Raw genomic sequence first — 11,800 nt, 5'->3', positions numbered from 1 at the left:
CCCGTACCGGTACGCAACGCTCAGCGAGCCCCCTGCAGCGGCAGCAGCCGCCGATAGCCTTTGGGCAGCGGATGCCGGGCGTGTTCGGCCACCGTGCGCGCCAGCCGCGCCGACAGCGCGTCCGGAAACGGCGTGGCGCGCCGCGTGTTCAGGTCGACATGCAACGACAGCTGCTCCATGGTGGCGGCCAGGTAGCCGTCGCGCGTCTGCGTCAGCTCCATCAGGCACAGCAGCCGCTTGTCGTCGGACGCAAGCAAGCGCACCTGCAGCGCGAGGGGATCCCCCTCCAGCACTTCGCGCAGGTAGGCCACGTGCACGTTCATCGTATAGATGCCGCAGCGCGTCGCCTCGGTGTAGTCCAGCCCGACGCCGACCTGGCTGAGCAGTTCGAATCCCACCCGGTCGAAGATGCCGACATAGTGGGCGGCGTTCAGATGGCCGTACGCGTCGATCCAGGCGGGATCCACGGCCAGCGTCGTGGACGGCAAGCTTTGCGTCATTGGGTATCTCCTGAAATGGAAATCGCCCCTTTCGGGGCGATTTCTGTTTTTGTCTCCCTCTACCTCCTCGGCGAGTCGTTCAAGAACGCCTCGCCGATTCAGTCATCAAGGATACAGGCCGCGCACTTGGCGCGCTTGCAGGATCCGGGTGCAAGCCACGATGAACGCGGCGGTGCGCAACGTGACCTTGTGCTCCTTGGCCACTTGCGACACGGAGCCGTAGGCTTCGCGCATGATGCGTTCCAGGCGCTGGTTGATCTCTTCTTCGCTCCAGAAGAAGCTGGAGAAATCCTGCACCCATTCAAAATAGGACACCGTCACGCCACCGGCGTTGGCCAGCACGTCCGGCACCACGTACACGCCGTGTTCAGCCAGGATGTCGTCCGCTTCCGGCGTGGTCGGGCCGTTGGCGCCTTCCACCACGACCTTGGCGCGCACCTTGGGCGCGTTCTGGGCGGTGATCTGGCTTTCCAGGGCCGCCGGGATCAGGAATTCGGTTTCCAGCGTCCAGAATTCGTCCTTGTCGAAGGCTTGGCCGCCCGAGAAGCCACCCACGCCGCCGTGTTGCGACACGTGCGACAGCAGCTTGTGGACGTCCAGCCCTTCGGGATTGTGCACCGTGCCGGTATGGTCCTGCGCGGCAATGACCTTGGCGCCGGCTTCATGGAACAGGCGGGCGGCGGTGCCGCCCACGTTGCCGAAGCCCTGCACGACCACGCGGGCCTTCGAGACGTCGATGTTCAGGTCGCGCGCGGCTTCGCACGCCACGACGAACACGCCGCGGCCGGTCGCTTCGACACGGCCCAGGCTGCCGCCCAGCGCGATCGGCTTGCCGGTAACCACACCGGTGGCGGTCGCGCCTTCGTTCATGGAATAGGTGTCCATCATCCAGGCCATGGTCTGGGCGTTGGTGCCTACGTCAGGCGCCGGGATGTCTTTGGACGGACCCACGATCACACCGATTTCGCTGGTGTAGCGGCGCGTCATGCGCTCGAGTTCGGATTGCGACAGGTTGCGCGGATCGACACGGATGCCGCCCTTGGCGCCACCGTAGGGCAGGTTCACCGCCGCGTTCTTGACCGACATCCACGCGGCCAGCGCCATCACTTCGGACAGGGTCACGTCTTGATGGAAACGCACGCCGCCCTTGCCCGGGCCGCGCGACACGTTGTGCTGCACGCGATAGCCCTCGAAGTGGGCGATCGTGCCATTGTCCAGTTCGATCGGCACATCGACGATCAGCGCGCGCTTCGGGCGCTTCAGCGTCTCGACCCACCGGCTCAGCGTGCCAAGGTACGGGGTGACCCGGTCGACTTGTTGCAGGTAATTACCCCAGGGGCCGAGGTCATCGGCATTCAGATAAGACGGCAAGGCATGGGTGGGCGTTTGAGACATGAGCATGATCTCCTGACAAAGTTGCGCCATTTTATCCGCGAAAATAATAGCGTCCCCATTTAAAATAAAAATATATTAAATAGGGACACATTATTGTGGCGGATACCGTACGGGTCACAAGCCCGGTCTTGAAGCTGCCCCTATCCTAAGCCCCCAACCCGGAAGCGTCCAGCCTGCCAGGCCGGCCCTCGCCGCCGTGCGAAGCCGCCCGCAAGGCGATGAAAAAAGGGGCGGCCTCCATGAAGGAAGCCGCCCCCTTGCCGACCGCGCCCGCCGTCAGGCCGACAGCAGTTGCCACGCCAACCGGGCTGCCGCCCGGGCGCCGTGCCCGTCCACGTCGAAACGCGGACTGTACTCGGCCATGTCCGCCAGCCGGAGCTTGCCGCTGGCCTTGACCCGCAGCACGAGTTCCTCGATCACGGACATCGGCACGCCATAAGGCGCCGGCGCCGACACCCCGGGCATGACCGCGGCGGGCAGCACGTCCAGGTCGATCGTCAGGTACACATGGCGCGCGCGCGCCAGCAAGGCGTCCACGTTGGCCAGGCGGGCTTCCAGGTGGCGTTCCTGCATGTCGTGGTCTTCGACCCAGACCGCGCCAACCTCTGCCGCCCGGGCGTACAGCGCAGGCGTATTGGCCAGCCGCGACACGCCCAGGCAGGCGTATTGCAGCGCCTGGCCGCGCGCTTCGCAGTAGCGGGTGATCTGGTCGAACGGCGTGCCCGAGCTGCCCGGACGCCCAGTGCGCAAGTCAAAGTGCGCGTCCAGATTCAGCACCAGCACGGGGTCCGTATCGCCGCGGGCCTCCAGCCACCGCGCCAGGCCCTGGAAGCTGCCCCAGGCGATCTCATGGCCGCCGCCCAGCACCAGCGGGCGGGCGCCCTGCCCCAGCAATTCCGCCACGCGCAGGCCCAGGCGCTCCTGGGCATCTTCCAGCTGATCGCCCACGCAGGCCACGTCGCCCGCGTCCAGCAAGCGCGTCAAGCCATGCGCGGGCAGACCTGCCAGGAACTTGCGGATGCCGGCCGGGCCTTCGGCCGCGCCGGTGCGGCCCTGGTTGCGCGCCACTCCGGCGTCGCAGGCAAAGCCCAGCAGCACCGGCTCGCCTTTTTCGACCTGCCCGGCGGCGGCCTCGACGATATGCGCCAGTCGGCGCGTATCGCCTTGCTCGGCGCTGTCGTCACGCGCCTTCCACAGGCTTTTATCCAATTGCGGAGAAGTCATGCCGCCGCCCCCTGCCCTGCACTCAGCACGGCCTGAAGGAATTCCCGGGTCCGCGGCTCGCGCGGCTGGCTGAAGATCACCTCCGGCGGACCGGACTCCAGGATCACCCCGCCATCCATCACGGCCACGACATCTGCCACGTCGCGCGCGAAGCCCATTTCGTGGGTCACGACCATCATCGTCATGCCCTCGCGGGCCAGCAGCTTCATCACCTGCAGCACTTCACCCACCAGTTCAGGGTCCAGCGCCGACGTCGGTTCGTCGAACAGCATCACCTTGGGCTGCATGGCCAGCGCCCGGGCGATGGCCACGCGCTGCTTCTGCCCGCCCGACAGGCTGGCGGGCATGGCCGCCGTCTTCTGCGACAGGCCCACTTTGCGCAGCAGGTCTTCGGCCAGCGCATTGGCCTCGTCCCGGCCCATTCCGCGCAACTTGCGCGGACCGACCGTCACGTTCTCCAGGACCGACAAGTGGGGAAACAGGTTGAAACCCTGGAACACCATGCCGACTTGCATGCGCAGTTGGTTCAGTTGCGCCTCCGGCAGCAGCCGGCCGTGGTCCAGCAAGGTCTGGCCGCAGATGTCCACGGTGCCGGCTTGCGCCACTTCCAACCCATTGCAGCAGCGCAACAAGGTGCTTTTGCCCGAACCGCTGGGCCCGATCACGACCACCACCTGCGAAGGCAGCACGTCGAAATCGATGCCCCGCAGCACGGCGTGGTCGCCGTAAGACTTGTGCAGGCCACGGATGCGGATCATTTCCTGCGGATTGCCGAACTGGTTCATTGCACCATCCCCCCGGCGCGCAGGCGTTGTTCCACCTTGCGCAAAATCACCATGGCGGCGGTCGTCAGGACCAGATAGATCAATGCCACCACCAGATAGGTTTCCAGCGAGCGATACGACACGCTGATGATCTTCTGCCCTTCATGCATCAGATCGTGAATGGTCAACAACGACACCAGCGCGGAATTCTTGATCAGCGCGATGAACTCGTTGCCCAGCGGCGGGATCATGCGCACCACGGCCTGCGGCAGGATGATGATGCGCATGGCCTGGCCGGACGACATGCCCAACGAACGCGCCGCTTCGGTCTGGCCGCGGTCGACCGACTGGATCGCGCCCCGCACGATTTCCGACACGTAGGCGCCGGAGTACATGCCCAGGCCCAGCACGCCGCAGGCGAACGCCGGCAGCGTCACGCCGAACTGCGGCAGGCCGAAGAACCAGATGAACAGCTGCACCAGCAAAGGCGTGCCGCGAAAGAACAGCAGGTACGTGCTGCACAGGTGATAGATGATGCGCCGCTGCGGGTTGAGCCGGCCGACGCCGACCAGCAGGCCGATGACGCAACCCAGCAGCAAGGCGCCGGCGGTCACCTCGACGGTGACCACCGCGCCGCGCAAAAGCGCGTCGAAGTCGGCGAAGACGGGAGAAAAATCCAGGTTCATTTCGCGGGCGCCTCGAACCACTTGGTCACGATGGCCTGATAGCTGCCGTCGCTCTTCAGCTTCTGCAGCGCCGCGTTCAGCTCGCGCGTCAGTTCAGGCTTGTTCTTGGGCACGGCGATGCCGTAGTCCTCGGTGGTCACCTGGTCGTTCAGCACCGTCAGGCCCGTCGTGCTTTGCGCGAACAGCTTGGCGGCGGGCTTGCCCGTCACGGCGGCGTCGGCACGGCCGATCTGCACCAGGTTGAACATCTCCTGGTTCTTCTCGACCTCCACGCGCTGCACGGCCGGGAAGTGGTCCTTCAGGTAGTTGACCGACTTCGTGCCGACCTGCACCGACACCTTGCGGCCGTCCAGGTCCTTGAGCGTCTTGATGGGGCTGTCCGTCTTGGTCAGCACCACCAGCCCGCCCGCGTAATAGGGATCAGTGAAGTCCACGACCTTGCTGCGCTCGGGCGTGATGTAGATGGCGGACACGGCAATGTCGGCGCGGCCGGCCTGCAGGGCGGGGATCAGGCCCTTGAAGTCGATGTCGATCCATTCGACTTTCTTGCCCATCGCGCCTGCCAGCGCTTCGACCAGCTCGATGTCGAAACCGGTGCGCTTGCCGTCTTTGACGAACTCCATCGGCGGGAAGGTCGCGTCAGTGACGGCGCGGATGGTTTCCTGGGCGTGCGCGGGGCCGGCGCTCCAGGCCAGGCCCAGCGTCAGGGCGGCGGTCAGCAATGTGCGGCGAGTGATCATGGTCAGTCCTATGGGAAAGGGGTACGGCGATGAGTACGGCGGATGAGTACGGCTGATGGGTACGGCGGTCGCTGCGGTACAGCGTGGAATTCAATCTGGCGGGCAAGCCGGAACACGGCGGGTCAGTGCACCTTCAAGCGGTCGGAAATGCGCCGGGCTGCGCCGACGGTCAGGTCGATCAACGCCTGGGGACGCTGGGCCGCGCGCGTGGACGGCGCCATCAACGTGATGGAGGCCACGGCCTGGTTGGGGCGCTGGAAGATCGGCACGCTGACGCCCCACACGCCGGCGTCGACTTCGCTGTCGGTCACGGCATAGCCTTGGGCCCGGATCGATTCCAGCTCGTCTGCCAGACGGGACGCGTCCACACCGGCTTCGGCGGCCAGATAGGCCAGCGCGGCCTGCAAGCGGGCCTGGGGCATGAAGGCCAGCAGGGATTTCGCGGAGGCGCCGCGCGCCAGCGGCAAGCCCCTGCCCTTGGTGAAGGAACAGCGCAGCGGGTGCTGGCTTTCCACCATGTCCAGACAGACGGCCTGGTCTTTGACGGCCACCAGCAAGCCGATGGTTTCACCGGACGCCGCGGCCAGCGCGGCCATGTCGGGTTGCGCCTCGTGGATCAGGAAGGACGACTGGTCAAAGCCCCAGGCCAGTTGGACGCACAGCGGTCCCGGCCCGTATTCGCCTTCGTGCTCGGCCACGAATCCCCAGCGTTTGAGCAACGCCACCTGCCGGTACAGTGTGCTTTGGGCCAGGCCGGTCTTCTCGGCCAGCGCCGCGATCGTCAGCGTGCCGTCGTGTCGGGCCAAGGTGGCCAACACATATAGGACGCGGTCAGCGCCTGCCCCTACCGAGGGATCCGACATCAAGATATAGCTCCAAGCAATCAGCGCTCAGATTATCAATTTTCGGCTATATGCTTGCTTTTGATTCCCGAATATTGAGAAATAACAGGGAAAACCCCGAATGCATGGGCAAAAAAAAGGCGCCAAAAGGCGCCAAACAGTCCGAAATTGCCGGCGAACCGCTTCGGACTGATACCCGCTGCGGTACTTGAATAGCGCTTCAGGTCTGGTGAGCGGTCGATCCCAGGATGCGTTCGGCGCAACGGGCCCAGTACAGCAGCCGTGCGTCTTCCTTGACGAAGCCCACCATCTGGAAACCCAGCGGCAGGCCGTTGGGCCCGCGGGCCACCGGCAACGTGATAGACGGGTTGTGCAGCAACGACCAGATCCGGATGAACGCCGAGCTGCCGGTGCTGCTGGCGGGCGGCGCTTCGCCCAGCGTGGACGGCATGACCACGGCATCGACGCCGCGCGCCGCGTCGTAGAAGGCGCGGCGGCAGGCGTCGGCCGCGTCCAGCGCGCCCGCGTAATCGGCGGCCGACAGCCCCTCGCCCATCGTCAGGTATTCGATCAACCCCGGATCGCACAACGCCGCATGGTCACGCTTTAGCGCCGCGTACTCGCGCGCCAGATCGTAGGCCATGATCACGTCCTGGGCCTCGCCCATCGTGTCGAACGCCGCCGGCATGGCCAGTTCCGTCACCGTCACGCCGGCGGCGGACAAGGCGCGCAAGTTCGCCTCGAAGCTCTCGCGCATGCAGGGGTCGGTGTCAGCCCAGTCCTTGGGCCGCCACACGCCTGCCCGGAAGTCCCGGCGCACGGGCAAGCCGGGATCGTATCGCGGGTCGCGCGTGAACGCGCGCATGAAAAGCGCCGAGTCGTCCACGCTTCGGGAGATAGGGCCGATCACGTCCAGGACGCGCGAATAACGCCGGATGCCCACGTAGGGGATCGCATCCAGCGTGGGCTTGAACCCTACCGCGCCGCAAAAGGCGGATGGCCGAAGGATGGACCCGGCGGTCTGCGTGCCAATGGAAAGCGGCGCCATGAAGTCGGCGACCGCGGCAGCCGAGCCCGCGGACGACGCGGCGGGCGTGCGGCTCAGGTCATGCGGGTTGCGAGCGGGTCCAGGCAGCATGATGGCGTGCCGCGACACCGTGTTCTTGCCCAACACGTTAAAGCCCAGCGCGTGGGCCTGCGTCACGACCGGCGCGTCCCGATCGGGCTGGCGCCCGGGAAAAATTTCGGGGTCGCCCAGTTCCGTGGGCATGTCGGCGGTATCGATCGTGTCCTTGATGCCCAACGGCACCCCATCCAGCAGTTGGCGCCGGCCATGGCGGTCCCATTGCCGCGCGCGCGCCAGCGCGCCGTCGGCATCGACCTGCACCCAGGCCTTGACGCCGGCGTTGCGTTCCTCGATCCGGTCCAGGCAGGCCCGGGCCCAGGCCTCGCAGGTCAGCCGGCCCTGCGCTAGCGCCGCCAGCCCCTCTGTGGCGGTCAAGGCAGCGGTAGCGCTGGGCGCGGGGCGGCTCACGGGGGACGCCGGGCGGTCAATCGTGTCGGTAGCAGGCAAGATACGGCTCCAGAATGTCGATGAAGAGGTGCGGGCGAGGACGTTGCCGCCTCAGGCCGCCGGGCGGGCGTTGGACGAATGGCCGCCCCGCCCGATGTACAGGTCGCTCATGTGCTGATTGGCCAGCAGCGCCTGCCCGGTGTCGGTCAGGACGATCCGGCCCGAGTCCAGGATGTATCCCCGGTCGCTGAAGGCCAACGCCTGGCGGGCACGCTGCTCCACCATCAGCACGGCCACGCCGATCTGCGGCAAACGGCGCACCTCGGCGAACACCTGCTCGGTCAGTGCCGGCGACAAGGCGGCCGACGGCTCGTCCAGCACCATCAGGCGGGGCGACGACATCAGCGCCCGGGCGAACGCCAGTTGCTGGCGTTCGCCGCCGGACAGGTTCTCGGCATGCGTCTTGCGGCGTCCCGCAAGCGCCGGGAACAGGTCGAACATGTCCCGGATGCGCTGCTCGCGCCCCTGCACGTGCTCGACCACCTGCAGATTCTCCAGCACGGTCAACGCCCCGAACACGTTGCGCACCTGGGGCACGTACGAGATGCCGATGCGCACCCGCTCTTCGACGGGCAGCGCCAGCAGGTCCCGGCCGTCGAACGCCATCGTCCCCGCGATGCGCGGCAAAAGCCCCATCACCGCCTTGACCAGCGTGGACTTGCCCGCGCCGTTGGTACCGGCGATGGTGACGATCTCGTTGGCGGCCACCGTCATGTCGATCCCGCTGACGATGTCCACTTCGGCATAACCGCCGGACAGGCCTTGCATGACGAGCAGACTCATATCACCCCTCCCATGTAGGCTTCGCGCACCCGTTCGTTGGCCAGCACGCCGTCAGGCGCGCCTTCGGCGATCACCCGCCCCCGGTCCATCACGTACATGCGCGGCACGATCCGCGCCAGCTCGTCCAGGTTGTGCTCGATGATCGCCACCGTCAGCCCGCGCTGGTTCAGTTCCACGATGCGCGCCGACAGCTCTTCGATCAGCACCGGATTGACGCCCGCGAACGGTTCGTCCAGCAGGATGCAACGCGGCTCCAGCATCAGCAGCCGGCCGAGCTCCAGCAGCTTCTTCTGCCCGCCCGACAGCTTGCCGGCCGGCTCGTCCGCCACCCGCGACAGGTTCAGGAACGCCAGCAGCTCATGCACGCGCTCGGCGTTGCGGGCCTCTTCACGGGCTACCTCGCGGCGCGCAAAGACCAAGGCCGCCAACTTTTCGCCGCGCTGGTCGGGCGCTGCCGCCATCATGTTGTCAAAGACGGTCAATTGGCTGAATTCGCGCGGCACCTGGAACGTGCGCGCCAGTCCGCGGCGCACGCGTTGATGCACGGCCACGCCGGTGATGTCCTCGTCCGCGAAACGCACGCATCCGGACGTTGGCGGGATGTACCCCGTGACGACCGAGAACAGCGTGCTCTTGCCCGCGCCGTTGGTGCCGATCACCCCGACCAGTTCGCCCTTGCGGACTTCCACCGATACGTCGTCCAGCGCCTTGAAGCCGCCGAAGCTGGCGCTCAGCCCTTTGATAGAAAGCAGCGTCATGCCTTTCTCCTGCGAGTCGAGGTGTTGCCGAACAGGCCCTGCGGCCGATACAGCACCACGCAGATGAGCGCGATGCCGATGATGCCGATGCGCACGCTGGCCATCTGCACTTCGGAAATGCCCCCGACGAAGTCGCGCACGAAGCGCGACCCTTCCAGGAAGCCGACCAGCAGCACGGTGCCGGCCACGACGCCGCTCAGCCGGCCGACACCGCCCAGAATGATGGCGATCCAGATGTAGAACGTGATCAGCGGCACGAACTGCTCGGGGCTGATGAAGGTGAGGTAATGCGCCTGGAACGCGCCGGCCAGCCCCGCAAGGCCCGCGCCCAGCATCAGCGAGCGGGTCTTGAACTTGGCCGGGTCCTTGCCGAGCGCGCGCACGGCGACCTCGTTGTCGCGCACCGCCTCGATGACGCGGCCGAAGGGGCTGCGAATCACCAGATGGATCAGCAGCAGCGCGCCGGCGTTGACCGCCAGCAGCAACAGCATGATCCACAGGTCCACGGTCTGCGGCGATGCCCAGCCGGCGAACAGGCGCGGGATGCCGGGCAGGCCATGCATGCCGCGCGTCAGCCACTCCTCGGTCTGCAAGACCATGCGTACGGATTCCGAGAACCCCAAGGTCACGATGGCCAGGTAGTCGCTGCCCAGCCGCAACGCGATCATGCCCAGCGGATAGGCCGCCAGCGCGGCGAACGCGGCGGCCGCCGCCATGGATACGGGCACGGGCACGCCTTTCAGCGACAACAGCGCTGATGTATACGCGCCGATGGCGAAGAAACCGACGTGGCCGAAGTTGATCAGTCCGGTAAACCCGTAATGCAGCGACAGGCCGAAGGCCAGCAGCATGTAGATCAGGATACCGATGGCGATTGCAATCAGATAGGCTTCCATGATGTCACCTCGCCGCCATCGGCCGGCCGAAAATACCCTGGGGACGCAGCAGCAGCACGCACAGCAGCACCGCGAACGCGAAGACGATCTTGTAGGCCGGCCCCACCACCAGGCTGGCGACTTCCTGCGCAATGCTGAACACCATGATCCCGGCAATGGCGCCCAAGGGATTGCCGATGCCGCCCAGGATCACCGCCGCGAACATGGGCATCAGCAGTTCCCAGCCCAGCTCGGGAATCACCACCGCCTTGATGCCCAGCAGCACGCCGCCCAGGCCGCAGTAGGACCCGGCAATGCTCCACAGCGTGACCATGACGCGCCGCCCGCGGATGCCGCTGGCCGCCGCCAGTTCGGGGTTGTCGGCCACCGCCCGCATGCGCCGGCCCGTCGGCGTCATGTGCATCAGGGCGAAGACCAGCGCCAGCGCTCCCACCGCGATGCCCACGATGTAGAGGTCGGTCGGCAGAATGCGCACGCCCCCGAAGTTCCACGCCCGCGTCAGCGGAAGATCGAAGGTGTATTGGTCTTGCCCGGCAAAAAACGTGATTGTGCTGCGCAAGGCGAACGCGACGCCGATCGAGGCGATCAGGCGCGACACGTTCGATCGGGACTCCAGTGGCCGGAACACCCAGGCATAGAAGAAAAGGCTGACGGCGGTCGTCGCCACGACAGCGGCCACGCCGCCCGCCAGCAGGGATCCGCCGGCTAGCGCCTGGGTGAAAACGGCCGCATAGGCCCCTAGCGTCATGTAGTCGCCGCTGGCGGCGTTGGGAAAGCGGGCAATGCCGAACACCAGCGTAATCGCCAATGCCGGCAACGCCAGCAGCATCCCGATCACAACGCCGTTGATCCCGGCGTTGATGACGGTGATTGCATCCATCTTATGTTCCCCTTGGATTGGCCGTCAGACCTTGCCGGCGATGACTTCGTTAAGCACCAGCTTGCCGTCACGGATGTCGAACACGCCGAAATCGGGCACGGTCTCGCCCTGCTTGCCGAAGTCCAGACGCGATGAGGCGCCGTCGTAGTCCACCGGCTTGCCGGCGCGTAACAAGGCCTGCCCCTGCGCGAAACCGCTGACTTTCTCGCCGCCGCCTTCCGCCGTTACCGCACGGATCTTGCCGTTGATGGCCGCCACGTCCGCCGTGGCGCCTGCGGCCTCGATGGCTAGCGCCAGCGTGATCACCATGTCATAGGACTGGGACGCGAAGATGTCCGGCTCGCGCTGGGTGCGCTTGCGGAACTCGGCGGCAAAGCGCTTGTAAGCCGCATGTTCGTGCGCGGCCACATTCGAGATCGAAATGATGCCCTCGGTCGCCTCTTTGCCCAATGCCTTGACCAGGTCTTCATTGGCGGTCCAGCCCGGCATGATGAACTTGCAGTCCTGGCCGGTCTGGAACCATTCCTTGAGGATGATGGTGGCGTCGGGCCGATAGGCGCTCAGTGAAATCACATCGGGCTTGGACGCCAGCACCTTGTTCAGTTCGGTGCGGTAGGTGGTCTGGTTCGGCTCGTAGACGGTGAACGCGCTGACGTCGCCGCCCTTCTCCCGCCAGGCGTCCCGGAAATAATTTGCCTGCCCGACGAAGGTGGAATTGTTGAACGCCATCACCGCCGGCCGCTTGAAGCCGCGCTGGCG

General features: G+C 66.1%; 13 protein-coding genes. All 13 read right to left on the bottom strand.

The annotated features are described in order from the left end of the window. Positions 1-20: 20 nt before the first annotated feature. On the bottom strand, positions 21-500 hold the full coding sequence (locus ACO6D5_RS25390; protein WP_485826901.1) for a thioesterase family protein: 480 nt from the start codon (positions 498-500) through the stop codon (positions 21-23). A 105-nt stretch (positions 501-605) separates the two neighbouring features. After that, entirely contained in the window at positions 606-1,895 is a 1,290-nt protein-coding gene (locus tag ACO6D5_RS25385; protein ID WP_315845933.1) for a Glu/Leu/Phe/Val dehydrogenase dimerization domain-containing protein, read from the bottom strand. 276 nt (positions 1,896-2,171) lie between these two features. Then, positions 2,172-3,119 (bottom strand): formimidoylglutamase, encoded by a 948-nt coding sequence (hutG, locus tag ACO6D5_RS25380; RefSeq protein ID WP_485826900.1) that lies wholly within the window; start codon positions 3,117-3,119, stop codon positions 2,172-2,174. Continuing rightward, the gene (locus tag ACO6D5_RS25375; RefSeq protein ID WP_315845931.1) at positions 3,116-3,904 is read right to left on the bottom strand and encodes an ATP-binding cassette domain-containing protein; all 789 of its coding nucleotides are present in this window, start codon (positions 3,902-3,904) and stop codon (positions 3,116-3,118) included. Before ACO6D5_RS25375 ends, hutG begins: the two co-directional genes overlap by 4 nt. Continuing rightward, a complete protein-coding gene (locus tag ACO6D5_RS25370) occupies positions 3,901-4,569 on the bottom strand; it encodes an ABC transporter permease subunit (protein WP_315845930.1) in 669 nt (222 codons plus the stop codon). Before ACO6D5_RS25370 ends, ACO6D5_RS25375 begins: the two co-directional genes overlap by 4 nt. Next, positions 4,566-5,309, bottom strand: coding sequence for a transporter substrate-binding domain-containing protein (locus ACO6D5_RS25365; protein ID WP_315845929.1), 744 nt, complete (start codon positions 5,307-5,309; stop codon positions 4,566-4,568). The genes ACO6D5_RS25370 and ACO6D5_RS25365 overlap by 4 nt, the downstream gene beginning before the upstream one ends. 122 nt (positions 5,310-5,431) lie before the next feature. Continuing rightward, positions 5,432-6,172 carry an IclR family transcriptional regulator gene (locus ACO6D5_RS25360; protein ID WP_485826905.1) on the bottom strand — a complete coding sequence of 247 codons (741 nt, stop codon included), beginning with the start codon at positions 6,170-6,172 and terminating at the stop codon, positions 5,432-5,434. A gap of 199 nt (positions 6,173-6,371) precedes the next feature. Then, complete coding sequence (locus tag ACO6D5_RS25355) at positions 6,372-7,724, bottom strand: amidase (protein WP_485826899.1); 1,353 nt, start codon at positions 7,722-7,724, stop codon at positions 6,372-6,374. A gap of 51 nt (positions 7,725-7,775) precedes the next feature. Further along, positions 7,776-8,507, bottom strand: a complete 732-nt coding sequence (locus ACO6D5_RS25350) for an ABC transporter ATP-binding protein (protein ID WP_315845927.1) — start codon at positions 8,505-8,507, stop codon at positions 7,776-7,778. Then, positions 8,504-9,265, bottom strand: a complete 762-nt coding sequence (locus ACO6D5_RS25345; RefSeq protein WP_006223391.1) for an ABC transporter ATP-binding protein — start codon at positions 9,263-9,265, stop codon at positions 8,504-8,506. Before ACO6D5_RS25345 ends, ACO6D5_RS25350 begins: the two co-directional genes overlap by 4 nt. Next, positions 9,262-10,161, bottom strand: coding sequence for a branched-chain amino acid ABC transporter permease (locus ACO6D5_RS25340; protein WP_006223392.1), 900 nt, complete (start codon positions 10,159-10,161; stop codon positions 9,262-9,264). Before ACO6D5_RS25340 ends, ACO6D5_RS25345 begins: the two co-directional genes overlap by 4 nt. A 4-nt stretch (positions 10,162-10,165) precedes the next feature. Further along, positions 10,166-11,041 carry a branched-chain amino acid ABC transporter permease gene (locus ACO6D5_RS25335; RefSeq protein WP_485826898.1) on the bottom strand — a complete coding sequence of 292 codons (876 nt, stop codon included), beginning with the start codon at positions 11,039-11,041 and terminating at the stop codon, positions 10,166-10,168. A gap of 24 nt (positions 11,042-11,065) precedes the next feature. Continuing rightward, positions 11,066-11,800, bottom strand: a 735-nt coding sequence (locus ACO6D5_RS25330; protein ID WP_485826897.1) for an ABC transporter substrate-binding protein, incomplete at its 5' end; no start/stop codon positions are given.

This window comes from Achromobacter sp., from assembly GCF_057314935.1.
This window is presented reverse-complemented; position numbering and strand designations above follow the sequence as displayed.